Origin of the sequence: Flavobacterium arsenatis, assembly GCF_031456785.1 — a bacterium.
GTDB lineage: Bacteria > Bacteroidota > Bacteroidia > Flavobacteriales > Flavobacteriaceae > Flavobacterium > Flavobacterium arsenatis.
Map to the genome: position 1 here is coordinate 61,663 of NZ_JAVDVI010000004.1, position 26,136 is coordinate 87,798.

The window sequence follows — 26,136 nt, forward strand, 5'->3', positions numbered from 1 at the left end:
AAATTTAAAATAAATTATCAGAAACTAAATTTTATTTTAGTTTTTAATAACATCTTGCAAATTTACTTTTTTTCCGTCTTTAAATGCAATTATATAGGCAGAATCGAATCCTTTTGCTTTCGCTTCTGCTAAATTTTGTTTTGCAACGCTATAATCTGATGTATTGCCATACATATATTTGAATAAAGTTCCATTATCAGTTGCAACTGATAAATCACTCAAACCCTTGAAATTGGCTGGTGTCAAATCGAGTTTTTTTCCACTTGCAGAAATTTGAACTTTAAAAACTACACCTTGTGCATCTGTTTTTGCGGTTTCCTTTGGCTCTTCTTTTTTAACATCAGCTTCCTTTGTTACCACTTCTTTTTCTTCAGGTTCGCTTTTTGGAACATATTTTTCTGCTACTTGTTCATTTTCTCCCGAACCAAAATATTCCTTCTTATAACTGAATATTGCATTTGCTATGGATCTAGCCAACTCATCTTGCCCTTTTTCAGAGTTGATATAAGCTCCTTCTTCCTTATTCGACAAAAAACCTAACTCAACCAAAACTCCTGGCATAACTGTCGCATCCAAAACCCATATTGGTGCTTGCTTGACACCTCTGCTTTTGCGTTTCAGCCCTGTTCTAAAACCTTCTTGAATTTTTCCTGCAATGCTAATACTTTGATCTAGATATTGTTCCTTGAGCAAATTTAATCCAAGCGTGGTTTCAGGGGAATTTGGATCAAAACCTTTGTATTTCAATTTATAATCCGCTTCTAATTCAATTACCTGGTTTTCTTTTTTTGCCACTTCGAGGTTCATTGCACTTCTAGACATCCCCATCACGAAAGTTTCGGTACCATACGCTGCATAATTAGCGTTTCCGTTACAGTGAATTGAAATAAACAAATTAGCTCCAACCCTATTTGCTATATGTGCACGTTCAGTTAATTCAATAAAAACATCTGTTTTACGTGTATATATAACTTCAATATTCGAGCTTTTTTCCAATATCTTTCCCAATTCTAATACTACGTTTAAAGCAATTCTCTTTTCAACAAAACCATGATGCGAAGCCCCCCAATCCTTACCTCCATGTCCCGCATCAAGAACAACTTTAAACTTGCTTGATTGCCCGAAAGCTATTGTAGAAATAGTGAATAAAAGTAATACTAGGAAAGATTTAAGTTTGTGTATGGAATTCATAATTCTTATAAAAGTTAATTTTAATAAAAACCTTATGGTTATAATTTCGAAAAGTACTTATTTTGATGAAAATTTATAGTAAGTTTGACACTTCAAAAATTGAGCCATATTTTTACAAAAATAGCATTTAAACCTTTGCGTACAAACTTATTTCATATCGTTTTATCAGTAATCTTTTTAACATTGGGAACATCAGAAATTTATTCCCAAGAGTTACCCAAAAAGACTATTGCTATCCCCTCTGAAAAACAACAAGATACCACAAAAACTGAAATTCCTGAACTTGAACTTATTACTGAAGCAGTTCAAGATACAGTTCCTAAAGATACTTTGAAGCCTAAAAAATCGACACTTGACGGAATTGTGAAGCGTAGGGCTGTTGATTATGAAAAAGTAGACCAAAAAAACAAACTCCTTACCTTATATAACGAAGCCGAACTCTATTATTTGGATGTAGAACTGAAATCCGGAATAATCGTGATGGATTATGCCAAGGATGAAGTTTATGCAGGAAGAATCAAGGACAGCTCGGGAGCCTATACCCAAAGACCCGTTTTCAAGCAAGGCTCAAATGTTGTAGAACCCGACTCTATCCGATTCAATTTTAAAACTAAAAAAGTTTTGATTTGGAATTCTAGAAGTCAGCAAGGTGAACTTAATTTTATTGCCGAAATTGCTAAAAAGGAAAATGATTCGGTGTATTTTATGAAAAATGTGAAGTTTACAACTGCCGAAGACATTGACGATCCTGAATATTATTTCTTGGCGAGAAGGGCAAAATTTGTACCTAAAAAGAAAGTGGTGGTGGGTTTGACCAATATGGTAATTGCAGATGTTCCTACTCCAATCGGACTTCCTTTTGCTTTTTTTCCGATGACAGAAACCAGTCAGTCAGGAGTGATAATGCCAACTTTTACCGACACCAGACGTCAGGGATATTCCCTGCAGAATGGTGGTTATTATTTTGCCTTGAGCGATAATTATGACCTGACTTTCCTTGGAGATTATTACACCAACGGAAGTTATGCCCTTCGTTTTGAATCAAGTTATGCCAAACGATACCGATTTAGAGGAAATGTGAACATCCGTTTTGAAAACCAGATTACCAGCGAACGTGGTTTTCCTGATTATGCAAAATCAAATATATACAACATCCAATGGTCCCATTCTCAAGATGCGAAATCTAGTCCTAATTCAAGATTTTCTGCTTCTGTGAATTTAGGAAGCAGTACTTATTTTCAGAACTCATTGAATCAAGTAAATGTGGGTTCTAGACTTAACAACACGATGAATTCCTCTATTTCTTACTCTAAGACATTTAATTCAGTCCCTTCAGTAAACATGTCGCTCACGGCATCTCATCAACAAAACACACAAACCCAGCAAATCAATATGACCTTGCCAACGCTCCAATTAAGTGTTGACAGGATTTTCCCTTTTGCTGCCGAAGATGCTCCAAAAAAAGGATTTTTCAAGAATATCAATTTACAATACAACCTAAGAGGCGAAAATAGAATCGCCACAACAGATTCTTTATTTTTTAAGTCGGAAATGTTCAGAGATGCTAAAGTGGGCTTACAGCATTCGATTCCTTTGAGTACCAATTTCAAGGTTTTCAAGCATTTTAGTGTTTCTACTGGAATGAACTATAATGAAGTCTGGTATACCAAAACAATCGACAGAAATTTTGATGCTGATTTAGGTGAAGTTGTAGATAAAGAAGTGAATGGTTTTGATGCATTTAGGACCTATTCTTTTTCAAGCAGTGTCGGAACAACCATCTACGGTACTTTTAATTTTGGCGAAAATAAAAAATTGCAAGCCATCAGGCACGTGATGCGACCTTCTGTATCGCATAGCTACACACCTAGTTTTGATAAATATTGGGATACCTATGACACTGATGCAAGCGGAACAATAAGGAAAGATTATACCCGATTTGAAGGTGGGATTTTTGGTGTTCCGGGACAAAACTATTCTAACAATATTGGTTTTAGCTTAAACAACACTTTTGAAGCAAAAGTTACGGATCGCGATTCTACAAAAACTGAACCTAAAAAAGTAATGCTTTTAAATAACCTTAATTTTTCTACGAGCTATAATATTGCTGCGGATTCTTTGCCTTGGAATCCTGTTAGGGTTAGCGGAGGAACGCTTTTGTTCAAGGAAAAGATGAATGTGAATTTTGGTGCAACCTTAGATCCTTATGCTCTTAATAACGCCAATAGAAGAATCAATAAGTATAATATTGATAATGGAGGAAGTCTTTTCAGGATGACCAGTGCCAATATTACCATCAATTATTCGCTTACCAGTGAAGGAAACGACAAGGCTCAAAACAAGAACGAACAAGGTGCTCGGAATGGAGGCCGGGAAGATGATTTATTTGGAACAAATACCGACTTTAGCGACCGAAGAGGAAGTCAGTTTGGAGATGATGACAAAGACAAGGATGATGCTATAAGCGAGTTCTTTAAAACCAAGCTTCCCTGGGATTTAACTTTTGCCTATTCCTTAACTTATGGAAATGCAACCCGACAGAATGAAATTACTGGAAACTCAATCATGATCTCTGGAAATATGGATCTGAGTCCGAAATGGAAATTTGGCATCTCTACAGGTTACGACTTTGTTCAGAATGGCGTAACGTTTACCCAGCTTCGATTTGAAAGGGATTTGTTGAGTTGGAGAATGGACTTCAACTGGACTCCATTTGGTGAAAATGCCTATTGGGGATTCTTTATAGGAATTAAATCCGGAATGTTAAGTGATATTAAATGGGAAAAGAGAACACAGCCTGATAGGGTGATTCGATAGAAGTTGGGAAATGGAATCCCGAAGCTTCGCGAGGGAAATGGGAGATGGAAGATGCAAGTTTTGAGTATTGAAATAAATTTAAAATAATATGAAAAAAATAATCCATACCGATAAAGCACCTGCTCCAATCGGGCCATACAACCAAGCTGTTTTGGTAGGTGACACACTTTATACTTCTGGGCAAATTGCTCTTGATCCTGTAACAATGGAATTGGTTTTAGATGATATTGAAACCGAAACCAAGCAGGTTATGGAAAACATGAAAGCGGTTCTTGAAGAAGCTGGAATGACCTTTGAAAATGTTGTAAAGGCTACAATTTTCATTATGGATATGAATGATTTCGGGAAAATCAACTCGGTTTACGGAAGCTATTTTGATGAAAAAACTGCTCCTGCTAGGGAAACGGTTCAAGTGGCTTGCTTACCAAAAAATGTAAATGTTGAAATTTCTGTGATTGCTGTTAGATAGTGGTTAGTATTCAGTCGCAGTTTGCAATATGGCGTAAAATATAAAAGTCCAATTTCAAATTAGAAATTGGACTTTTTTTTACTGTCTTTTTAGTGTATGTAATCACAACTATTTACTGCGACTGAAAACTGAGACTGAACACTGTAAACTACATTCCAATCGCATTCAACAACAACTGTGCTGTTGCTTCGTTGGTTGCTAATGGAACGTTGTGAACATCGCAAACCCTAATCAGCATATTGATATCTACTTCATGGGCATGGCTTGAGTTTGGATCCTTGAAAAACAACACCATTTGGGTTTTTCCTTCGGCTACTCGTGCAGCAATTTGTGCATCGCCTCCCAAAGGGCCTGAAAGCATTTTCTGTACTCTGAAACCAGCATTCTCTGCTTTAGAACCGGTTGTTCCGGTTGCAATGAGCGAAATTTTCTCTGCAATCAATATGGATTTGTTTTTGTTGAGAAACTGCACCATATCAGCCTTCATCCGGTCATGAGCAATTATTGCAATTTCCATTATTTATTTGTTTAAAGAATGATATTGAATCAAACCGTCGATAGGACGACGAAGGACATTTCCTAATTCAAGTCCGTTTTTATCCATTACTTCTTTGAGTTCTTCTCTTAAATAAAAAGCAATTGAACCTATGAAATGAACCGGAACTTCTCTGCAATTTTCATATTGGGTAATATAAAAATCTACAAAATCCTGCATAGAGGAATAGATGATTTTTTTGCAGAATTCATGTTCTTTATTTTGAATTAGGAACTTTGCAAAAGTAGCCAAATAGGCATTTGGATTAGCTTCCTTATACAAATGATGCTTGATGACATCGGCTTCAAGATCATGGGCTTTTTCAAAAAGATCGGCCAAATCTTTAGGCATCTTGTTGAAATAATAGCCACGGATTAGATGACGTCCGAATTGGTTACCACTACAATCGTCCATGGCGATATATCCCAGCGATTGCACTTTTTGATGCAAGACGTTCCCATCAAAATAGCTGCAATTTGAACCTGTCCCTAAAATACAAACTATTGCTTTTTCATTTTTAGGAGTCGTAGCATAAACAGCCGCATAGGTATCCTCGTGAACTGAAACTACAGCATTTGGAAAATATTCCTTAAAAATATCGGCAAGGAAATTTTTCATTCTTTCGGTTCCGCAACCCGCTCCGTAGAAATAGAGATGCGTGACGCTTTTCTTGTTGTGGAAAATATCAAATTTGTCATTAAGACGAGATACAACTTCATCTTTTCCAAGAACTTCCGGATTTAATCCTAAGGTTTGAGTGGTAAAAAGCACTTTTCCAGATTCATCAATAGAAATCCAGTCGGCTTTTGTGGAACCACTATCTACTAATAGTTTCATTTAGATTGTTAGATTTAGGATTTTAGATTTAGGATCACATCCTTAATGAAAAGCCCTGATTTATAATTTGGTTAGTTAGTTTTAATTAAAAAAATTATGAATTGTATTTAAAGCTGATTAGTTAGTAGCTTTAATTTATTCTGATAACTTTAGTTTTTTGTTTAGCCCCGATTGAAGAGGAAATCCTTTTCTTTTTTTTCTTTAAAAAAAGAAAAGATTGGAACGGAAAGCGGGAATATCGATTCCAAAAATGCCCGAGCGATTCGCTCCTAAATAAAAAAATCCCGTCAATAGAACACCAACGGGATTTTGTAAATATATAAATTATTTTAAACCTGCAATGTGAACTGATAAATCAATTAGTTTGCTTGAATATCCGTATTCGTTATCGTACCAAGATACGATTTTGAAGAACGTTGAATTCAAACCGATTCCTGCAGTTGCATCAACGATTGAAGTTCTTGTGTCTGAAATGAAATCTTGAGAAACCACAGCATCTTCCGTATATCCGATGATGCCCTTCATGTCTGTTTCTGATGCTTTCTTCAAAACAGCCATTATTTCTTCGTAAGAAGTTTCTTTGGCTACTTTTACGGTTAGATCTACTACAGAAACGTCAACAGTTGGAACTCTGAATGACATTCCTGTTAATTTTCCGTTTAATTCTGGTATTACTTTTCCAACTGCTTTTGCAGCTCCGGTTGATGATGGAATAATGTTTACGCTTGCGGCACGACCACCTCTCCAGTCTTTTTTCGAAGGACCATCGGCTGTCATTTGTGTTGATGTTGTTGCGTGAACGGTGGTCATCAAACCTTCAACAATTTCAAAATTATCGTGGATTACTTTTGCCAATGGAGCCAAGCAATTTGTTGTGCAAGATGCGTTAGAAACTACTAAATCTGTAGCTTTTGCTGCTTCATGGTTTACTCCCATTACAAACATTGGAGCATCTGCAGATGGTGCTGAAATGATTACTTTTTTCGCACCACCTTTGATGTGTTCGTTTGCCGTTTCGATAGTTGTGAAGATACCTGTACATTCTGCAACTACATCAACATCAACTTCGTTCCATTTTAAGTCGGCTGGATTTCTTTCGGCTGTGATACGGATGTTTCTTCCGTTTACATATAATTTTCCTTCTTTTACTTCTACAGTTCCGTTGAAACGACCGTGAACTGAATCGTATTTTAATAAATAGGCCAAATGATCTACATCTAATAAATCGTTGATGGCTACAACTTCTACGTTATCTCTGTTGAAAGTTTCTCTGAAAACGATTCTTCCAATTCTTCCAAATCCGTTAATTCCTAATTTTACTTTTGACATTTTTTGTTGCTTTCTGGCTTTAGGCCGATTATTTAATTTGTTTGTTTAGTGTTAAGCTTCGTTGTTTAAATTTCCTCACTTTTAAACATTCAACCTTAAATATTTTTATGTTGACATTATATCTGATACTCTCAATAATTCTCTGTCGATTGGATAATGGCCTTTGATGGCTTGTTCCAATGGCGTTAAAGTCACTTCGTCCTGAAGGATTCCGACCATGTAGTTTGATTTTCCTTCCAATATAGATTCGACTGCCTTCACTCCTAACCTACTTGCCAAAACCCTGTCGTAGCAAGACGGTGCTCCACCTCTTTGCATGTGTCCCAGAACGGAAACACGGATGTCGTATTCTGGCAGATGCTGTTCGATGTAATCTTTCAATTCAAAAACATTCTTGCCCATCTTATCACCTTCGGCAACAACAACGATGCTTGAAGATTTTCCAGAAGCTTTACTTTTTTGAAGTGATTCCAACAATCTGTCTAAACCTAAATCTTCTTCTGGAATAAGGATTTCTTCGGCTCCAGCTCCGATTCCGGCATTTAAAGCGATATGTCCGGCATCGCGGCCCATAACTTCTACAAAGAAAAGACGGTTGTGTGAACTTGCCGTATCTCGAATCTTATCGATGCACTCTACAACGGTGTTCAAAGCGGTATCGTATCCTAAAGTGTGGCTTGTTCCAAAAATATCATTATCGATAGTTCCCGGAATTCCCATTACTGGGTAATTGTATTCATTATTGAAAACTTCGGCACCTGTAAAACTACCGTCTCCACCTATGACAACTAGAGCATCAACTCCCGCTTTTACTAGGTTTTCGTGGGCTTTTTTTCGACCTTCTGGCGTCATGAATTCTTTTGAACGGGCCGATTTTAGAATGGTTCCGCCTTTGTTTACAATATTGTTTACAGAACGAGGCCCCATTTCTTTGAAGTCGCCTTCAATCATACCTTGATAACCTCTATAAATTCCTATACATTCGATGCCGTGAAAAGCACAAGTCCTTACAACAGAACGTATAGCGGCATTCATTCCCGGCGAATCACCACCAGAGGTTAGAACCCCGATCTTTTTTATTGTTTTTGACATTTTTTTAATATTAAAATGCTAATTTAACAAACAAAACCAATTAAAGATAGTACGTTATTAATAATTTAATACAGTAGTAACATTTCAAACGTTTTCGTTGATAAGTTTTTAATTATGGAGGATTTATAAAGAAAAAATAGTAGAAAAATTACGAATAATTTGGTTTCGCAATCAAAATTTAATCAAATAAAGAATTATTGAATTATCAGTCCTCTTTTGAAGGTATTGCTTCAGCATTGTTTTTAGGCTCGGTTTTCTTCTTCTTTTCAGGGAAACTCATATACTCTGGAGCGATTTCAGAATCAGGGATAATATCATCCTCAATCTTAACTTTGTCCAACTGATGGTTCTTGAAAATTTTGTTGACCAATTCCTTGAAGGTATCAAAATCGACTTCATAAGTAATACCGATTCCTTGGGTATAGCCAATTCCTTCTCCTATATAATTAATGTCATTTTCTCTATTGAAAACACGAAGGTTCAAACTTCCATCTTCATTTACTCGATATTGCACTTCTACATTACCGACAATTGCAGATTCGTTAATTCCTCCAACAGGAACCCCAACTTTACCATTAATGGAAATCCTTTCATTAACCTGGGTTGAAACCGTTACTCCAACCGAACCATCGGCTTCGTTTCCTGGAGTTCTATCTGCAGAAACAATATCGATTCCAACTTTTACCTTATCGTCTGGATTTTGAAAGATGTCATCAAAAATACCACCAGCCGTTTCAAAAAGGTTTTGAGCAATTGCACTTTGATTTACACCATCTTGGCTCAAGAATCCTCCCGTACTTAATAACGTTAAAGCTTGAGTCTGACGAATATCCTTGTCCCCTAACTTGGTCTGGATTTCAGATTTCAGCACAGAACTTATGGTTGGGAAATTGATGCTGAAATCAGGTTCAGGACTACTCAAACTTCCTGTAATTCCGATTCCTACTTCTACAGGAACTTTTCTGTTTACCGATGGATTATCCAATAATACTGATGGATTTGCAGTGGTTTTATAAATCGCTTCCAAGTTTAATCGGGCTCTCATCGGATCGCCTTCCCAAACAATTGTACTGAATTTCTTCACATCCAAACGCTTGTCAATCAAACCTCGGTAGCGGAAATTATAGGAACCCTCATAAACCTGATAATCTCCAATCATATTGAATTTTCCCATAGTATTGATTTCCAGCAAGAGTGTTCCGTTTCCTCTAGCCTTCATTCCGTGGCCTGTTTCTCGATCCAATATTACCTCGATTTCAGCTTCGGGAGTTACATCCAATTCAAATTTCAATTCCAAACCTTTATAATCTCGAACTTGACCCAAAATTCCTTTTTGAAGATTGTATTTTTCTTCGGGCGTCAAGAAGTGCATAAAACTTTTATTTCCTACAGATTCTGCATTATTAATAGGAATCTTTAACTGGGTACCGCTTTTAGATTCGGCCACAACTTCAATAAAAAGTCCGTCTGTTGGTCCTGAAAGTTTAGCCGTTCCATCAATAAAAGCTGTACCATAATAGGCTGCATCTTCGGAATCTTTTGTATCTAAAGCAAGTAATCGATCACTATCAATGGTTAAATCAAGATTCCAATTCGAGAAATTTTTATGCTTGATCACTCCATTGATTCTTCCCCGAGTGTCATGCTTTGTGTCCACCAAAATTGCATTCTGGAAGATAAATTGGTTTTCTGCCAAATCAATAATCGAACTTTCTTTGAAGGCATAATCAACATTCAGATACGGAATTCTCAAACCCGCCTTGTCGAGAAAAAGCCTTCCGTTGACTTCTGGCGTTTTTATATTCCCTGAAATATTGGATGTTCCCGAAACAAATCCCCTAATATTGGAAATGACGGTTCCTCCGAGCGGACTCAAAGTGGCCAAATTAAATTGATCGAACCTCAAATCCAAATCCATGATGGTTTGCTTATTTTCTATCGAAAAAGTTCCTTCTGCCAAGAAAGACTTCAGATTTTTGTTTTCCAAACTCGAATCTATTGTGAATTTACTGAAAGAATCGTTTCCTGTAATATCAACATTTAGATTTCCTAATTCAATATCATTAACATGCAAACTATCAACCTGAACCGAAGCGGTTGGCCTGTAAACATTATTATTTTGTTTGAAATCTATCTTCCCGTTCAAATTACCAGCCACTTCAAGACTGTCAATGGATGGTATAATCTTGCCGAGATTTACGTTTTCAAAATTCAATTGTAAATCCTTGAAAGTTGAATCCCGCAATTTCCCCATCAACTCTATTTTTTGGTTTTCATGGGTCATTACAAAATTCTCGATGGCAAAATTTTTCAGCTTCTTATCAAAAATAACCTTGTTATCATCGGTTTCATCTTCATTTAAAAACCACAGATAATCTTTGAATTGCACTTCGGATTTTTTCAAACCAACAACGCTATTGTTATCCTTATCAATTGTATGATAAAAGTTCAAATTAAAAAAATCATCTGCTTTTTTGCCGCCCTTAAATTCTGTTCTGGCAAATAAAGTGTCGTTTGAAGTAACATTTATAAAACTGAATTCTGAAAATTTATAATATTTAGTTCTGATGGTATCCATCTCGACATAAGCATTGTAGAGTGGGTTTTTATTGTCGATGTCAATTTTTATCTTATCAAAATAATTATCAAAAGCTTTGATTCCAGGCGAATTGAAGACCAGTTTGAATTCGTCTTTATCCGAATTGATGCTTCCCCGAATGAATGTATTGGCACCAATTTCAATTCCTGGGTAGAAGATTTCAATGATCTTATTGTAAACACTGAAATTGAACTTGAGATATTGTCCTTTTGAAACTTTATGCGGTTCATAATTGGCGTATAAACTTCCCGCTGCATTTTGAGCCATTTTGAACAGCTGGTTGAATTTGAATTTTCCAACCAATTTTCCTTCGATAATATCCGGAGAATTTATGGTGATGGTTCGTTCGCGATTGGCATCAAAAGAAGATTCGAGAGTAAAATCATCAAAAATGTAATTGTCTTTTTGATTGTTATAGGCAGTTTGAGAAATTTTCACAATTCCCTCAAGATCATCAATGTTGTTTCCAGAAATATTCATCACGATATCGCCTCTGAAAACCGAGATTGAATCTTTCATAAAATTCAACTTCTTTAAATCGGCATAATCAATTTTGGTATGAAAATCATAGCGTAGATCTTTTTTGCTCAAATCCACCAAACCATCAAAATCCATCAACAAATTTGGGTCGTTTATGTTTAATCGTCCCTTAAAAATAGGGTTCTTGAAATTTCCGTCAACATTTATATTGGTGTAGGTATATTTGTTATAATTAAGCTTGGAAATCTTTCCGCTAACAACTGTGTTCAGATATTTCTTGGTGAATCCTTTTCCATCCACATCAAGATTCAGGCTTGCTTTTCCTATTTCTTTTTCGTCAAGGAATTTTCCAATATTAAAATTGTCCAACTCTACATTTCCAATATAGGAAGCATTATCAATATTATCGATATCGGTCATTTCTAAATTCGATTTGATATTCCCGATAGCGGTTGACATGAAAAAATCGGTCGTGATGGTTTTCTTTGTAATTTCAGCCGTTCCAACCAAATTGAACTGTCCGAGATTCTCAAGCGACGTGGGTAATTTATTCCCAAGAACATTTGGCAATAAAGCAACCAAATCGTCATAATTGGAACTTACTTTATAAAAATCACCTTTCATATAAAATTCCTGTCCTCCTTTCCCTAAAAGGTTTTTGAAATTTACATTTCCAATAATTTGCGAATTTTTTTCATCAACCAGCTTTAAATTTTTGAAAGTAAGATCATTAAGCGTTCCATCGATTTTTGCCTTCAAATCAAATTTCTGATTTTTTCCTAATTCGTCATAAAAATATCGGATATCGTTTGTAGCAAGTGTAGATTCATCAATTTTTACATCAAAAACCACACGGTTGTTGAAATCTTTAAAATCTTCACGATTGTATTTTAAAACCACTTTTCCTTTAAAAAAGGACTCTTTTGTGGTTAAATCCAAATCTTCCAGAACAATACTGGTTTTGGAATAGCTGAATTTTGAACTCAAATTTTCAACAAACAGACCTCGATGGTCCTTGAATGACATTTTGTTGATTTTGGCCGAAACATCGGGACCGTATATCTTGAAATTGTTTAAGGAAGCATTTAATTTGGTGAAATCAACGCTTTTTGGGTCTTTGATATTTTCATCAATAACCATAAAACGGCTGTTGGTGAAATAAGCATTTTTCGCTTGAAGCAGAAATTTTTTCTTGGAAGTCGATGGTTTTCCATCATCAAAAAGATCAATAAACCGATCGAGGTTGGTGTCTTTTTCGCCTTTGTAGTTTTTAAGGTTAAAAACCAATCCGTCTAGTCGGATGTCACCAAAAAGCAAATCACCCTCTATCATTTTACTGATGTCTAAAATATTGGTTTTGATTCGGTTGGCATAAATAAGAGTATCCTTGTGATGGTCTCTGATCATTACGGTTTTCAACTTTACCCCTCCAAAAATAGAAACGGCAACCTGCTCTACGTTTATATCCGTCCCATAATCTTCATTGAGCATATTGGTAACATAATTCCCGATTTTTGTTTGAACTACAGGCAATGAAAGCAAGATACCGGAAAGCAACAAAAACAATATCAATCCGAGTAAAACTCGAAATACTATTTTCTTGATCCTTCTAAATCTTGATACCTTTGTTACTTTTTCCAAAAAATTTATTTTGAGTAGGGAAATGGAGAAGCTTCGATAAAAATCTCTATTTTTGTAATCGATGTAAAATTAGAGAATTTTTGCATCTAATTGTCAAATATAACTCAAAATTCGTGCCCTTTATTATGCCTCAAAAGCCTGTTTTTATATTAGCAATTGAAAGTTCCTGTGATGATACCGCCGCTGCTGTATTGAAAGATGACAAAGTACTTTCGAATGTCGTGGCAAATCAGCTGATTCACAACGAATTTGGAGGTGTTGTTCCTGAACTTGCTTCAAGAGCCCATCAGCAAAATATTGTTCCCGTAATTAATGCCGCACTAAAAAAAGCCAACATAACAAAAGAAGAACTTTCGGCAATTGCCTTCACCCAAGGTCCAGGGTTGATGGGGTCGCTTTTGGTGGGAAGTTCGTTTGCAAAGTCTTTGTCCTTGGCTTTAAACATTCCGTTGATTGCTGTAAACCATATGCATGCTCATATTTTAGCTCATTACATCGATGAAGAAGGATTTGACAAACCCACTTTTCCTTTTCTTGCCTTGACGATTTCTGGCGGACATACTCAAATCGTGAAAGTGAATCATTTTTTTGATATGGAAATTATCGGGGAAACTACCGATGATGCTGTTGGAGAGGCATTTGACAAGAGTGCAAAAATACTTGGATTGCCTTATCCCGGAGGTCCTTTGGTGGATAAATATGCACAACTTGGAAACCCAAAAGCTTTTGCTTTTACAAAACCAAAAGTTCCCGGTTTGGATTTCAGTTTTTCCGGATTGAAAACCGCCATCTTGTATTTCATACAAAAAAAAGTAGCCGAAAATCCCGATTTTATATCAGAAAACATCAATGACATTTGTGCATCAATCCAACATACGATTATTGAGATTTTGATGGATAAATTGAAATTGGCTGTCAAGGAAACCGGAATCAAACAGATTGCAATTGGCGGAGGTGTTTCGGCAAATTCTGGCATCAGGACGACTTTGAAAGAAGCTGAAAAAAGATACGGATGGAAAACCTTTGTTCCAAAATTTGAATACACAACCGATAACGCTGCAATGATTGGAATTGTAGGGTATCAAAAATTCCTAGCCGAAACTTTCGAAGACGCTACGGTAGTTTCTAAAGCGAGAATACAATTCTAAAAAACTATGCAATTATTTTACAATCCGACGATTACTGAAGCTACTGAAAGTTTTATTTTTGACAAAGAAGAAAGCAAACACATTGTGAAAGTAATGCGTAAAAAACAAGGTGATATTTTATTTGTTACCAACGGTTTAGGTTTTTTATTTAAAACTGAAATTGTTATTGCAATGGATACTAAATGTTCGGTTAAAATGGTTTCATTTGAAAAAAGCGAACCCTTGAAATATCATTTGCATTTGGCCGTTGCTCCAACAAAAATGAACGACCGCTATGAATGGTTTTTGGAGAAAGCAACCGAAATGGGTATATCCGAAATTACACCTGTAATCTGTGACCATTCGGAAAGAAAATTTATAAAAACCGATCGTTTCGACAAGATCATCCAATCGGCAATGAAACAATCCTTGCAATATTATCTTCCGAAATTAAACGAACCAATTTCGTTTAAAGATTTTATAAAAATCAAAAATGAAGGCCTAAATTTGATTGCTCATTGTGAGGAAACCCATAAAAAATCGTTGAAGGATGTTTTAAAGCCAAAAGAAAATGTCACCATCCTAATTGGGCCTGAAGGCGATTTTTCTGATAAAGAAATAAAAATGGCATTAGAAAACAATTACATTCCTGTATCTTTGGGAAATACAAGATTACGAACTGAAACAGCGGCTGTTGTGGCTTGCCATAGTGTTGTTTTTGTAAATGAATAACACAATTAAAACTATATTAAATTATTATTTAAGTAAATCTAAATTATGAAAAAAACACTACTTTTTTTACTGTTTTTCGTTGTTTCTAGTGCTAGTGCTCAACAAGATCTAATATTTTTAAACATTGATACTCCGACAGCTCTTTGTAATGCTGGCGACTGTTTTCAGCTTACTACAAATTATCTTGATTTGAAAAGCACATCTCAATACAGTGTTGCAAGTATTAATTACAATCCATTATTTAGTTTTACTGGTGGAACCTTGATTGATATAAGTCTTGATGATCAATTTACCCCTGTATCTTTACCCTTTTCATTTTGCTTCTATGGTAATGTATATCAAAATACAGCAATTGGTTCTAATGGAGTTGTGGCATTTAATCAGACAAGTACAGAATGTCCTTATGCTTTTACTGCTCAAATTCCTAATGTTAATTTCCCAATCAAGAATGCAATCTATGGAGTATATCAAGATACAGATATTACAGCCAGTTCAAATTTTACTGTTCAAAATATAAATTATTATACAACTGGAATAGCTCCGAATAGGGTTTTTGTAATTAATTATAATGAACTACCTCTTTATCAATGTAGTTCGTCTGGTCTTCAAACTTATCAAATTGCTCTCTATGAAACCACGAATATAATTGACGTTTATGTCAAAAAAAGAACATCATGCACAAGTGCTAATTTTGGAAATGGATTAATAGGCATTCAAAATCAAGCAGGTACAAATGCTGTTGTACCAACAGGTAGAAATACAGGAAACTGGATTACTACAAACGAAGCTTGGCGATTTTCTCCTTCTGGAAGTTCCTTGACAAATAGTTTTATTTGGTCTTTGAATGGAGCTACTCTGCCAAATGAAACTCAAAATTCGCTTACTATTTGTCCTGAAGATGGCGATACGATCACCGTTACCAGGAGTATCAATAAATGTGATGGTTCGCAGATTGACTTTTCTTCGAGTTTGGACATCAACTTTGAGCCAACTCCAGGATTTTCAAACCCTGTTGATTTGGTAATTTGCTCTGAAAATGCTCCATTTACTGTTGATTTGACTACAAATTCTTCAACTGTTCTAAATAGCTTGAATCCTGATGATTACATTATTACCTATCATCAAACTCAAACTGGTGCTGAAGAGTTAAGTGGTGAAATTCAATTTCCAGAAACTTATACTTTTGTCGAGGACGAAGTAATTTATATGAGGATTGAGAACTTTAACTCAATATGCTATTATGTTTTCTCATTTACTATTTCTGCTTCAGAACCACCAAGTGCACCTCAAGGATTGGCTTCTCAAGGTTTTATGCCTGGTGAAACTTTACAAGATTTAGAGGTGATTGGTGAAAATATTCAATGGTATGACGACGCATTTGAAGGGAATTTGCTTCCAAACACAACGCCTTTGCAAGAAAACGTTACCTACTATGCTTCCCAAACTAACGAAGCTGGTTGTGAGAGTTTGGCCCGAAATCCAAATCCAGTTTCTAATAGGCTTGCTGTAACGGTTTATTCTGCTTTAGGCATAAATAACTATGCCCTGAAAAATGTGAAATTTTATCCAAATCCAGTAAAAAACACTTTGAATGTAGAAGCTGAAAGCACTATCTCTTTAATTGAAATCTACAATTCACTTGGACAAAAAATAATTACTAATACCAACTCTTCAAACAAGCTTTTTGTCGATTTATCGGATGTTAGTTCTGGTGTTTATCTTATAAAAATATATTCCGAAGAAAATATTCAATTCACAAAAATCATCAAAAACTAAAATCATTATTTTTAATGAAAAAAATAAACTTTGTCATATTTTTATTAGTTTCCACATTTGGATTTTCGCAGGAAATTGCACTTCTAAAATACAACGGAGGTGGCGATTGGTATGCAAATCCGACTTCTTTGCCAAATCTGATAAAGTTTTGCAATCAGAATATCAATACCAAAATCAAGCAAAAACCAGCGACTGTAGAACCTGGAAGCCCAGATTTACTCTCCTATCCTTATGTCCATTTGACAGGCCATGGAAATGTGGTTTTCAATGATAATGACGTAACGAATTTGAGAAATTATATGGTTTCGGGCGGTTTTTTGCATATTGACGATAATTATGGTTTGGACCAATACATCCGTAAAGAAATCAAGAAAGTATTTCCAAATAATGAACTCGTAGAAATCCCTGCCAATCATGTCATTTTTCAAAAACCGTATTCTTTTCCTGCTGGAATTCCAAAAATTCATGAGCATGATGGAAAACGTCCACAGGCTTTTGGGATTTTTATCGAAAACAGATTAGTCCTTTTATATACTTATGAAACTGATTTGGGTGACGGCTGGGAAGATCCAGAAGTTAATAACGACCCTGTTGAAGTCCGTCAAAAAGCACTAAAAATGGGAGCCAATATCATCAACTATATTTTCAATAATTAATTCAAATATGATAACATCTAAAACAATTTCAGATGGAATTTTAAGAGCCCTAGCCACGATTGTTATCGTTGCATTGATTCTTTATTTTTTATTTCAAATACAAGTTGTAATAATATATCTTGTTGTTGCTCTGATTCTTACATTAATCGGAAATCCTATTTTAAACTTCTTTAAAAGACGGCTGAAATTCAATAATCTTTTTGGAACAATCGCCACCCTTTTTATTTTTATTTTGATAATTGCTGGGTTTATCATGATGTTTGTTCCCCTTATTTCATCACAAAGCCAAAGTCTTTCGCTTTTGAATACAACAGAAATCGAAAAAAATATAACTCAACTTACCAACCAAATAACTGCTTTTTTAGACTATCATAACATTGATTCAGCTCAAATGCTGAAGGAAGCTAATATTTCATCAAAGGTAAATTTCAATTTTATCCCTAACTTTTTGAATTCAATTCTTGGAACTATCAGTAGTTTCGGAATGGGTTTGGCTTCCGTTTTATTCATTACTTTTTTCTTTTTGAAGGACAGAGTGATGTTTATTGTTGGTGCAAAAAAAATACTACCTGACAGTCAGGAGGATAAAATTCTAAATTCACTAGAAAAAATCAACATCTTGCTTTCGAGATACTTTATTGGTTTGCTTTTGCAATTATCGATTGTCTTCGTTTTGTATCTGGTTGTTCTATTAATTTTTGGAATCGAAAACGCTTTGATCATTGCATTCCTATGTGCCATTTTAAATATTATCCCGTATATCGGTCCTTTGATTGGTTCGGTTTTGGCTGCGGTTCTAACAATGATTAGCAATCTAGGAAGCGACTTTCAAACGGAAATCCTACCACTTACAATTTATATTTTAATAGGTTTTTGGATCGTTCAAGTAATTGATAATAATGTTTCCCAGCCTTTGATTTTTTCTAGCAGTGTCAATTCTCATCCGCTAGAAATTTTTCTGGTAATCTTGATTGCAGGATTTATGTCGGGAATTCTTGGAATGATCTTGGCCGTTCCAATCTATACAATTTTAAAAGTTGTAGGGAAAGAATTTTTTCCAGAAAACAAAGTAATAAAGATTCTTACCAAAAATATCTGATTTGAATTTTTCGATAGTAGATACTGAAATACAGGAATTTATCAATGAAAATATTGGTAAAGATGTTTCCAAACTTGCTTTGCAAAAAAATCCGTTTCCCGAATTCAATTGGACGGAAATTTTAAATCAGATTTCTGCCAAAACGAAAGCAAAAGACAAGCTTCCCACTTGGTTTTCAACTAAAAATATTATTTATCCTTCGAAAATTTCTGTAGAGCAAACTTCTTCAGAAAAAACAGCTTTCTATAAATCGACATTGGTTTCTGGCGAAAGCCTGATTGACTTGACAGGCGGTTTTGGCGTTGATGATTATTATCTTTCAAAACAGATAAACAAAGTTATTCATTGCGAAATTAACGAACAGCTTTCAGAAATTGTAAAGCATAATTTTGAAAAATTAAAGATTGAAAATATCGAATGCCTTTCTGGCGACAGCTTGGATGTCTTACAAAACTTGAACACCAAATTCGACTGGATTTATATTGACCCATCCAGAAGAAATGATGCAAAAGGAAAGGTTTTTATGTTAAAAGACTGCCTTCCAAACGTTCCTGAATTGCTTGATTTATACTTTTCCTATTCTCAAAAAATCCTAATAAAAACGGCTCCAATATTGGATATTTCGGCCGGATTATCAGAATTAAAAAATGTAAAAACAATACACATTGTTGCAGTTGAAAATGAAGTAAAGGAATTACTGTGGGAAATTCATAAATCATATAATGGAAGTATTTCTATTAAAACCATTAATCTATCAAAACAGACTGAAATTTTCGATTTTGCTTTAGATGAAAATACTGATCCTATTTACGATTTACCAAAGAAATATCTTTACGAACCGAATAGTGCCATAATGAAATCGGGCGGTTTTGATGCTATTTGCAATCAATTTAAGGTGGATAAACTCCATCAGCATTCACATCTTTACACTTCAAGCGAACTGATTGCCTTTCCTGGAAGAGTTTTTGCAATTGAAGATAGGTTTGCTTACAATAAAAATAATATGAAGGAAATTTTTGAAAACAAGAAATTCAATATCACCACCCGAAATTTTCCCGAAACGGTTGAAACCACTCGCAAAAAATGGAAAATAAAAGACGGAGGAAATCAGTATTGTTTTTTTACAACTGATATGAATAACGATAAAATAGTTTTAATTTGCACCAAAATAAATCAATAATGAAATCCCTATTACTTACCCTTTTTATCTTTTTTCAATTTACGGCTTTCGCCCAAAAAGATTGTGATTACAGCACTAATGTTGTGGATACAATCGGAGCTTATAAAGCCACGAAGGACTATTTAGTTCACGAACGCATCTTTGCGGGAAACTCCACTTATATTTTCTTTTCGTTGGTAAATGTTGATGGAACTCCCTATCTAAAAGTTCAAACGGTAAACAAGAGTTCTGATTTTATTAAGGCTGTTTGTTTTGATGCCAATTCAAAAATTTACCTTCAGTTGGTCAATGGAAAAATAATTACGCTTGTTCATACCGAAAATGAAACCTGCGGAAATATGGTTCGTGTGGAAGAAGAAAAAAAGAATACTAGAATTTTAACCGGTGATTTTATGTTCTTGAAAGGTTCTTTTGAAGATTTAAAATCGTCTCCAGTTTCTTTAATACGCATCAAATCAGCGACAGATGTCCAGGATTACATCTTCAAAAAAGAACTTGTATCCGAATTAATGAACCAAACCTATTATCCTGAAAATTACTTTATCGATTATATAAAATGCATCGAAAACAACTAATCGCATTTCCATTTAAAATTCGATAATTTATCAGTCGAAGCGTTATTTAAATTATAATGCCACCACTCCGATTCAAAAATCTTGAAGTTGTGTTTTTGCATCGTTTCCTTTAATATTTTTCTGTTTTGGATAACCTTTTTATCCAGTTTTTGATAGTTATGGCTCGCCTCTATTCCGAAATGATCAAAAGTGGTTCCCATATCCAATTCCTTTCCATCAGAATCCACCAAGGTTATATCTACGGCTCCACCCCTATTGTGAATTGACCCTTTTGCTGGATCGGCAACATATTTGGGGTTCGAAACTATTTTCCACATCCTTTTTTGGATATCCAATGGCCTGTAGCAATCATATAATTTAATTCGATAGCCTTGCTCCATAAAACTTTTGTTTGCTTCAACGAGTGCTCTAACGGTTTTTAGTCGCAAGTAGCATTCTGCACAATCATACACTTTTGCCTTCAGGAAATTATCTTCGGTTGCATATTTCATATCATAAACAAAATCTTTGCTATATTCTTTTAGATTAACAAATGCCGTGTCCTCTAAAACTACATTTTCTATTTTTTTATCGTTCGGAATATTTTCTGTAATTGATTCTTTTTTTGTGGAATCATTTCGAGAAAAATCAATCGTTTCAGTTTTCTTGCATGTGTTAGATAATAGTGCAAGAGCTAGTAGGCAGATGTATTTCATAAATAGGCATTGTTATAGCATTTCATAATTTTGATTGATGCTATTAATTATTTCACTAATTTAGTTCTTACAAAACAATTAAATTTAAAAAATCATGAAAAAGTTATTAGTAATTTGTATAGCGTTGTTTATTACTGTATTTACAAATGCCCAAGAAGTAAAAAAAGTAAAATCGAAAGCAAAACAAGAAAGTGCCGAAATTAAAAAAGATGCTTCAAAAGCAAAAAAGGAAATCAAGTCGGAAGCTGACAAAACGGCAAAAGAGGCAAAGAAGGATGCTCAAACTAAAAAGGAAATCGTCAAGAAAGATGTAAAAGTGGCAAAAGAAACTGCGGTAGAGAAAAAAGCAAATGCAGCCAACAAAGACAAAGTAACCGGAACCTATAATGGAAAAAAGGTTTATACCGGACCAAAAGGTGGAAGGTACTACATCAATTCAAACGGTAATAAAACTTATATTGACAAAAAGTAATCCAAATTAAAACTACTGCAGTCCAGTAGTTTTTTTTTAAATAAAAGCTTTGTAAAACAAAAAACCTCACTATTTCTAGTGAGGTTTTTGTGAAGGCAGAAGGATTCGAACCTTCGACCGCCTGCTTAGAAGGCAGGTGCTCTATCCAGCTGAGCTATGCCTCCATTTTTCTTTTAAAACTTAAATGGAAAAAGTTTGTTTTGTCGGGGTGGCAGGATTCGAACCTGCGGCCTCCTGCTCCCAAAGCAGGCGCGATAACCGGGCTACGCTACACCCCGAGATGCAAAAAAGCGGAGAGTAAGGGATTCGAACCCTTGGTACAGTTTCCCATACGCATGTTTAGCAAACATGTCCTTTCGGCCACTCAGGCAACTCTCCAATGCTCAATGAACGTATATCTTTTAAGCGGTTGCAAATGTAGGGTATCATTCTATATTTTACAACTAAAAAAACGTTTTTTTTTACAACTTTTTCTCATTCTCTATAAAACTCCTCACAATCAATAGAATACTATTTGCATATTGATATGCAGCTTTCCGAATTCAATTGTCTTTGAATAATTTTAATGAAAATTATTGTAAAGATTACGTTTTCTAGAGATGTTTCTGCTTTTTACAATAGCATTCTCTTAAAATCTATATTTACTACAAAAATCAACTTTTTTTTGAAGTAAATTTAATAACACGTTTATAAATACTAAAAAATTGATTAAATTCGCAACTTAAACAAACAATCAACCTGTTATGAATAAAAAAGTTGTAATCGTTTCGGCAGTAAGAACGCCAATTGGAAGTTTTATGGGTGCTTTATCTACTGTTACAGCTCCACAATTAGGTGCTGTAGCTATAAAAGGTGCTTTAGAAAAAATAAATTTAGACCCAAATTCTGTTGATGAAGTTTTGATGGGGAATGTTGTTCAAGCAGGTGTTGGTCAGGCTCCAGCAAGACAGGCAGCTCTTTTGGCCGGTTTACCTAACACGGTTATCGCAACAACTATCAATAAAGTTTGTGCTTCTGGAATGAAAGCCGTAATGCAAGGTGCTCAAGCTATTATGGCTGGAGATGCCGAAATTATAGTTGCTGGTGGTATGGAAAACATGAGTTTGATCCCGCATTATGTTCACCTTAGAAATGGATATAAATTCGGTCCAGCTTCGATGATTGACGGCATGCAAAAAGACGGACTGACAGATGCTTATGACAATAATGCAATGGGAGTTTCTGCCGATTTATGTGCAACCGAATATAAAATATCAAGAGAAGAACAGGATAATTTTGCAATTCAATCCTACGAGCGTTCTGCAAAAGCATGGGATGCTGGAAAATTTGACAATGAAATCGTTCCGGTTGCTGTTCCGCAAAGAAAAGGCGATCCGATTATGGTTACCAAAGACGAAGAATATACAAATGTAAAACTAGACAAGATTCCGGCTCTAAATCCAGTTTTCACAAAAGATGGAACGGTTACTGCCGCAAATGCATCAACAATTAATGATGGAGCTGCCGCTGTAGTTTTAATGAGCGAAGAAAAAGCTTTGGCTTTAGGCTTAAAACCTTTGGCTTATATTAAAAGCTATGCAGATGCAGCACAAGAGCCAAAATGGTTCACAACTTCTCCTGCAAAAGCGTTACCTAAAGCTTTAGACAAGGCTGGAATTAGCATCAGCGATGTTGACTTTTTTGAATTTAATGAAGCTTTCGCAGTTGTTGGATTAGCAAATTCAAAAATTTTAGGCCTTGACAATGCTAAAGTAAACGTTAATGGTGGAGCTGTTTCTTTAGGGCATCCTCTTGGATGTTCGGGAGTTAGAATCATTGTTACACTGATTAATGTATTGGAACAAAACAATGCCAAGATTGGTGCCGCAGCAATTTGCAACGGAGGTGGTGGTGCTTCTGCAATTGTTATCGAAAGAGCATAAAATTTTTATATCTTTGAATGGTGAATTTTAGATTTTAAATGATTAATTTCATTTTAAAATTTAGAATTCATCATTTATACTTTAAAGAAAACTGAATGTTCGGAATTTGTAATCTGGCCAACATCCCATTAAGAGCTGAAGCTAGCGATAGAAGCGAAATCGTTTCCCAAGTTTTATTTGGCGAACATTTTAAAGTATTGGAACAGGAGAAGCAATGGACAAAAATCAAACTTCAATTTGATGAATATGAAGGTTGGATAGACACCAAACAATACCAACCTATTTCCGAAGCTGAATACAATCAGCTTTCTACAGATGCCATCATCTTGAATTCAGATTTGGTAGAATATGTTTCTGCCCCAAATAATCTGTTGATGCCAATTCCACTTGGTTCCTCTTTGTCATTTCTGAATCATACTGAAATCAATAAGGAAAATTTTGATTTTGAAGGAATGAAGATTAGTGGCATCAAACCAAAATCAAATCTGGTAAATACAGCTTTTATGTATATGAATGCTCCTTATTTATGGGGCGGTAAAACACCTTTTGGCATTGATTGTTCTGGATTTACACAGATGGTTTACAAACTCAACGGACACAAGCTTTTAAGAGATGCCTCACAACAGGCAACACAAGGTGAAGCTTTAAGTTTTATTGAAGAAAGCGAGCCTGGCGATTTGGCTTTTTTTGATAATGAAGAAGGAAAAATCATCCACGTTGGAATAATTATGGACGACAATTATATCATTCACGCAAGTGGAAAAGTAAGGATCGACAGATTGGATCATCTTGGAATTTTTAATTCAGAAACCAATCGACACACCCACAAATTGAGGGTAATTAAAAAAATAATTACTTCTTAATTCATAAATAATAAACACAAATTGCACTAATTTCCACGAATAGATTTGTAGAAATTAGTGCAATTTATGTTTAAATATAATCCGTTTTTACTTACAATCCGTTTTGGATAAAACAATCTTGCTGTCAAAAAATAATTTCTTTTTATCCTTGAAAACAGTTTTTCCATCTTTTTCTTCAACATCTCCATAACCTTCTATAAAGATGTTGCCTTTTTTAAGGAAAACCACTTCTCGAACAGAAGATTTGCCTTCGGACATAAAAGTGTAGTCTGCAAAAAGTGTATCTCCCTTAAATGTTCCAGTAAGTGTTCCTTGATTCTTATCTTTTTCGAAGAAATTATAATGCAGTTCGCCTTGCTCAAGACTGCTATCCTTTACAGTCAAATTCAACGAAATCGTATCTTTTTTTATGATAGCTGAATAACATTCCATAACAGCTGATTCTTCAACCGGCATTTCGTCCTGAACGGTTGGCATAACCACTTCTTCCTTGGCTTCTTTTTTACAAGAAACCATCATAACAAGCACTACAGCAAATGCTAAAACTGACTTTTTCATCCTATTAGAATTTTGAATTATAAATATACAAAAAAACCACTCAAATTAATGAATGGTTTTTGTGTTATTGTTTTAACTTGAAAATTATGCATCTAAGTCAACTTTAGTCGCATTGGCAATCTTCTTATAAGTACCATTTTCTAGTTTCTCACGAATGGCTTCAAATGCAGTTAATGTCTCATCAATATCAGACAAAGTATGTGAAGTTGTAGGAATCATTCGCAACAAGATAATTCCTTTTGGAATAACCGGATAAATTACAATGGATAAGAAAATACCGTAATTTTCTCTTAAATCGTTTACCATAACCATTGCTTCCGGAACGCTTCCTTCTAAATAAACAGGTGTTACACAAGTATTTGTATCACCAATATTAAAATTTCTATCTCTTAATCCAGACTGTAAAGCGTTTACGTTTTCCCAAAGCTTATCTTTTAACTCTGGATGATTTCTTAATAATTCTAAACGTTTCAAAGCACCAATTGTTTGAATCATCGGAAGTGATTTTGCAAACATCTGAGAACGAAGATTGTATTTCAAATAATCAATTATATCTTTATCGGCAGCCAGAAATGCTCCAATACTTGCCATAGATTTTGCAAATGTTGAAAAGTAAACATCAATTCCATCTTGACAACCTTGCTCCTCACCTGCTCCAGCTCCCGTTTTTCCTAATGTTCCAAATCCGTGAGCATCATCAACCAATAAGCGGAAATTGTATTTCTCTTTCATGGCCACAATCTCTTTCAATTTTCCTTGTTGACCACGCATTCCAAAAACTCCTTCGGTGATAAAAAGGATTCCACCACCCGTTTCCATTGCCATTTTAGTAGCACGTTGAAGATTTTTCTCCATGCTTTCCAAATCGTTGTGACGGTATGTAAAACGTTTACCCATGTGCAAACGAACACCATCGATAATACAAGCATGTGCATCAACATCATAAACAATAATGTCATTTTTAGTCACCAAAGCGTCAATACAAGACATTATTCCTTGGTAGCCAAAATTTAATAAATAAGCAGATTCTTTCATTACGAAAGCAGCCAATTCGTTTTCTAATTGTTCATGGGCCGAAGTATGACCGGACATCATTCTGGCTCCCATTGGGTAAGCCGCGCCATATTGAGCAGCAGCTTCTGTATCGGCTTTACGAACTTCTGGGTGATTTGCCAATCCCAAGTAGTCGTTCAAACTCCAGTTTAAAATATTTTTTCCTTGAAATTGCATTCTTGGTCCAAGTTCTCCTTCTAGTTTTGGAAAAACAAAGTAACCTTCGGCTTGTGAGGCCCATTTTCCTAAAGGACCTTTATTGTTTTGAATTCTTTCGAATAAATCTTTTACCATTGTTTTGTGTGTTAAAAAACGTGGCAAAAATAAGGATTTAAAAATAATTATGGGATGGGAATGGAAAATTTATTTTATAATGTAAAAGCTTCTCAAGTTGTGGCGGTCTTTTAGTTTGATGATAAAAAAAAATGCAAATCAGTA

At 35.0% G+C, this 26,136-nt stretch carries 21 protein-coding genes and 3 tRNA genes; 12 read left to right on the top strand and 12 right to left on the bottom strand.

The window, feature by feature from the left end; genetic code table 11:
* Positions 1 to 36: 36 nt before the first annotated feature.
* A complete protein-coding gene (locus J2X31_RS05625) occupies positions 37 to 1,191 on the bottom strand; it encodes an N-acetylmuramoyl-L-alanine amidase family protein (RefSeq protein ID WP_310025128.1) in 1,155 nt (384 codons plus the stop codon).
* 84 nt (positions 1,192 to 1,275) lie between these two features.
* Here J2X31_RS05625 and J2X31_RS05630 point away from each other — a divergent pair, with 84 nt between their 5' ends.
* Positions 1,276 to 4,008, top strand: a complete 2,733-nt coding sequence (locus J2X31_RS05630; protein ID WP_310025130.1) for a putative LPS assembly protein LptD — start codon at positions 1,276 to 1,278, stop codon at positions 4,006 to 4,008.
* 88 nt (positions 4,009 to 4,096) lie between these two features.
* Positions 4,097 to 4,477, top strand: a complete 381-nt coding sequence (locus J2X31_RS05635; protein ID WP_310025131.1) for a RidA family protein — start codon at positions 4,097 to 4,099, stop codon at positions 4,475 to 4,477.
* Between the two features lie 148 nt (positions 4,478 to 4,625).
* On the opposite strand, the gene J2X31_RS05640 is transcribed toward J2X31_RS05635, so the two are convergent.
* The 5 genes from J2X31_RS05640 to J2X31_RS05660 all read right to left on the bottom strand — a co-directional run bounded on the left by J2X31_RS05640 (position 4,626) and on the right by J2X31_RS05660 (position 12,990).
* Positions 4,626 to 4,994, bottom strand: coding sequence for a methylglyoxal synthase (locus J2X31_RS05640; RefSeq protein WP_310025133.1), 369 nt, complete (start codon positions 4,992 to 4,994; stop codon positions 4,626 to 4,628).
* Positions 4,995 to 4,997: 3 nt separating this feature from the next.
* Positions 4,998 to 5,849 (bottom strand): BadF/BadG/BcrA/BcrD ATPase family protein, encoded by an 852-nt coding sequence (locus J2X31_RS05645; RefSeq protein ID WP_310025135.1) that lies wholly within the window; start codon positions 5,847 to 5,849, stop codon positions 4,998 to 5,000.
* Positions 5,850 to 6,173: 324 nt separating this feature from the next.
* Positions 6,174 to 7,178, bottom strand: a complete 1,005-nt coding sequence (gene gap, locus J2X31_RS05650) for a type I glyceraldehyde-3-phosphate dehydrogenase (protein ID WP_310025137.1) — start codon at positions 7,176 to 7,178, stop codon at positions 6,174 to 6,176.
* A gap of 105 nt (positions 7,179 to 7,283) precedes the next feature.
* Positions 7,284 to 8,270: a 6-phosphofructokinase gene (gene pfkA / locus J2X31_RS05655; RefSeq protein ID WP_310025138.1), complete on the bottom strand. Its 987-nt coding sequence runs from the start codon at positions 8,268 to 8,270 to the stop codon at positions 7,284 to 7,286.
* 205 nt (positions 8,271 to 8,475) lie between these two features.
* Entirely contained in the window at positions 8,476 to 12,990 is a 4,515-nt protein-coding gene (locus tag J2X31_RS05660; RefSeq protein WP_310025139.1) for a translocation/assembly module TamB domain-containing protein, read from the bottom strand.
* 125 nt (positions 12,991 to 13,115) lie between these two features.
* Between J2X31_RS05660 and tsaD the strand changes: the two genes are divergently transcribed.
* Genes tsaD through J2X31_RS05695 form a run of 7 tightly spaced genes read left to right on the top strand, consistent with a single transcriptional unit; the run spans position 13,116 to position 20,135 of the window.
* Entirely contained in the window at positions 13,116 to 14,138 is a 1,023-nt protein-coding gene (gene tsaD, locus J2X31_RS05665; RefSeq protein WP_310025140.1) for a tRNA (adenosine(37)-N6)-threonylcarbamoyltransferase complex transferase subunit TsaD, read from the top strand.
* A 6-nt stretch (positions 14,139 to 14,144) separates the two neighbouring features.
* Positions 14,145 to 14,849, top strand: a complete 705-nt coding sequence (locus J2X31_RS05670) for a 16S rRNA (uracil(1498)-N(3))-methyltransferase (RefSeq protein ID WP_310025141.1) — start codon at positions 14,145 to 14,147, stop codon at positions 14,847 to 14,849.
* Positions 14,850 to 14,894: 45 nt separating this feature from the next.
* Positions 14,895 to 16,625, top strand: coding sequence for a T9SS type A sorting domain-containing protein (locus J2X31_RS05675; protein WP_310025142.1), 1,731 nt, complete (start codon positions 14,895 to 14,897; stop codon positions 16,623 to 16,625).
* Between the two features lie 14 nt (positions 16,626 to 16,639).
* Positions 16,640 to 17,281, top strand: a complete 642-nt coding sequence (locus tag J2X31_RS05680; protein ID WP_310025144.1) for a DUF4159 domain-containing protein — start codon at positions 16,640 to 16,642, stop codon at positions 17,279 to 17,281.
* A 7-nt stretch (positions 17,282 to 17,288) separates the two neighbouring features.
* Complete coding sequence (locus J2X31_RS05685) at positions 17,289 to 18,380, top strand: AI-2E family transporter (RefSeq protein WP_310025145.1); 1,092 nt, start codon at positions 17,289 to 17,291, stop codon at positions 18,378 to 18,380.
* 1 nt (position 18,381) lies between these two features.
* Positions 18,382 to 19,560, top strand: coding sequence for a THUMP-like domain-containing protein (locus J2X31_RS05690; RefSeq protein WP_310025146.1), 1,179 nt, complete (start codon positions 18,382 to 18,384; stop codon positions 19,558 to 19,560).
* Positions 19,560 to 20,135 carry a hypothetical protein gene (locus tag J2X31_RS05695; protein ID WP_310025149.1) on the top strand — a complete coding sequence of 192 codons (576 nt, stop codon included), beginning with the start codon at positions 19,560 to 19,562 and terminating at the stop codon, positions 20,133 to 20,135. The genes J2X31_RS05690 and J2X31_RS05695 overlap by 1 nt, the downstream gene beginning before the upstream one ends.
* On the opposite strand, the gene J2X31_RS05700 is transcribed toward J2X31_RS05695, so the two are convergent.
* Positions 20,132 to 20,830, bottom strand: a complete 699-nt coding sequence (locus tag J2X31_RS05700; RefSeq protein ID WP_310025150.1) for a M15 family metallopeptidase — start codon at positions 20,828 to 20,830, stop codon at positions 20,132 to 20,134. The genes J2X31_RS05695 and J2X31_RS05700 overlap by 4 nt on opposite strands.
* A gap of 94 nt (positions 20,831 to 20,924) precedes the next feature.
* On the opposite strand from J2X31_RS05700, the gene J2X31_RS05705 reads away from it, so the two are divergent.
* The gene (locus J2X31_RS05705; protein WP_310025151.1) at positions 20,925 to 21,302 is read left to right on the top strand and encodes a hypothetical protein; all 378 of its coding nucleotides are present in this window, start codon (positions 20,925 to 20,927) and stop codon (positions 21,300 to 21,302) included.
* Positions 21,303 to 21,392: 90 nt separating this feature from the next.
* Here the strand turns inward: J2X31_RS05705 and J2X31_RS05710 are convergent.
* The 3 genes from J2X31_RS05710 to J2X31_RS05720 form a co-directional block, all read right to left on the bottom strand.
* Positions 21,393 to 21,466 (bottom strand) — tRNA-Arg (locus tag J2X31_RS05710).
* Positions 21,467 to 21,505: 39 nt separating this feature from the next.
* Positions 21,506 to 21,580, bottom strand: a tRNA-Pro gene (locus J2X31_RS05715).
* Positions 21,581 to 21,593: 13 nt separating this feature from the next.
* A tRNA-Ser gene (locus J2X31_RS05720) sits at positions 21,594 to 21,680 on the bottom strand.
* 365 nt (positions 21,681 to 22,045) lie between these two features.
* Between J2X31_RS05720 and J2X31_RS05725 the strand changes: the two genes are divergently transcribed.
* Entirely contained in the window at positions 22,046 to 23,224 is a 1,179-nt protein-coding gene (locus J2X31_RS05725) for an acetyl-CoA C-acyltransferase (protein WP_310025153.1), read from the top strand.
* 95 nt (positions 23,225 to 23,319) lie between these two features.
* Positions 23,320 to 24,087 (top strand): C40 family peptidase, encoded by a 768-nt coding sequence (locus tag J2X31_RS05730; protein ID WP_310025155.1) that lies wholly within the window; start codon positions 23,320 to 23,322, stop codon positions 24,085 to 24,087.
* A gap of 87 nt (positions 24,088 to 24,174) precedes the next feature.
* Here J2X31_RS05730 and J2X31_RS05735 read toward each other — a convergent pair whose 3' ends face one another.
* Together J2X31_RS05735 and capB are read right to left on the bottom strand one after the other, a co-directional pair.
* Positions 24,175 to 24,645, bottom strand: a complete 471-nt coding sequence (locus J2X31_RS05735; protein WP_310025156.1) for a hypothetical protein — start codon at positions 24,643 to 24,645, stop codon at positions 24,175 to 24,177.
* An 84-nt stretch (positions 24,646 to 24,729) separates the two neighbouring features.
* Positions 24,730 to 25,992 carry a cysteate-C-fatty acyltransferase gene (gene capB / locus J2X31_RS05740; RefSeq protein ID WP_310025157.1) on the bottom strand — a complete coding sequence of 421 codons (1,263 nt, stop codon included), beginning with the start codon at positions 25,990 to 25,992 and terminating at the stop codon, positions 24,730 to 24,732.
* Positions 25,993 to 26,136: the final 144 nt, after the last annotated feature.

Bases quoted from the DNA above. Each gene is read 5' to 3' on its own strand.
- J2X31_RS05675 (WP_310025142.1), top strand. From the start codon at position 14,895: ATGAAAAAAACACTACTTTTTTTACTGTTTTTCGTTGTTTCTAGTGCT.
- J2X31_RS05640 (WP_310025133.1), bottom strand. From the start codon at position 4,994: ATGGAAATTGCAATAATTGCTCATGACCGGATGAAGGCTGATATGGTG.
- J2X31_RS05700 (WP_310025150.1), bottom strand. From the start codon at position 20,830: ATGAAATACATCTGCCTACTAGCTCTTGCACTATTATCTAACACATGC.
- J2X31_RS05730 (WP_310025155.1), top strand. From the start codon at position 23,320: ATGTTCGGAATTTGTAATCTGGCCAACATCCCATTAAGAGCTGAAGCT.
- J2X31_RS05680 (WP_310025144.1), top strand. From the start codon at position 16,640: ATGAAAAAAATAAACTTTGTCATATTTTTATTAGTTTCCACATTTGGA.
- J2X31_RS05635 (WP_310025131.1), top strand. From the start codon at position 4,097: ATGAAAAAAATAATCCATACCGATAAAGCACCTGCTCCAATCGGGCCA.
- J2X31_RS05725 (WP_310025153.1), top strand. From the start codon at position 22,046: ATGAATAAAAAAGTTGTAATCGTTTCGGCAGTAAGAACGCCAATTGGA.
- J2X31_RS05695 (WP_310025149.1), top strand. From the start codon at position 19,560: ATGAAATCCCTATTACTTACCCTTTTTATCTTTTTTCAATTTACGGCT.
- J2X31_RS05625 (WP_310025128.1), bottom strand. From the start codon at position 1,191: ATGAATTCCATACACAAACTTAAATCTTTCCTAGTATTACTTTTATTC.
- pfkA (WP_310025138.1), bottom strand. From the start codon at position 8,270: ATGTCAAAAACAATAAAAAAGATCGGGGTTCTAACCTCTGGTGGTGAT.
- tsaD (WP_310025140.1), top strand. From the start codon at position 13,116: ATGCCTCAAAAGCCTGTTTTTATATTAGCAATTGAAAGTTCCTGTGAT.
- capB (WP_310025157.1), bottom strand. From the start codon at position 25,992: ATGGTAAAAGATTTATTCGAAAGAATTCAAAACAATAAAGGTCCTTTA.
- J2X31_RS05645 (WP_310025135.1), bottom strand. From the start codon at position 5,849: ATGAAACTATTAGTAGATAGTGGTTCCACAAAAGCCGACTGGATTTCT.
- J2X31_RS05705 (WP_310025151.1), top strand. From the start codon at position 20,925: ATGAAAAAGTTATTAGTAATTTGTATAGCGTTGTTTATTACTGTATTT.
- J2X31_RS05685 (WP_310025145.1), top strand. From the start codon at position 17,289: ATGATAACATCTAAAACAATTTCAGATGGAATTTTAAGAGCCCTAGCC.
- J2X31_RS05735 (WP_310025156.1), bottom strand. From the start codon at position 24,645: ATGAAAAAGTCAGTTTTAGCATTTGCTGTAGTGCTTGTTATGATGGTT.
- gap (WP_310025137.1), bottom strand. From the start codon at position 7,178: ATGTCAAAAGTAAAATTAGGAATTAACGGATTTGGAAGAATTGGAAGA.
- J2X31_RS05670 (WP_310025141.1), top strand. From the start codon at position 14,145: ATGCAATTATTTTACAATCCGACGATTACTGAAGCTACTGAAAGTTTT.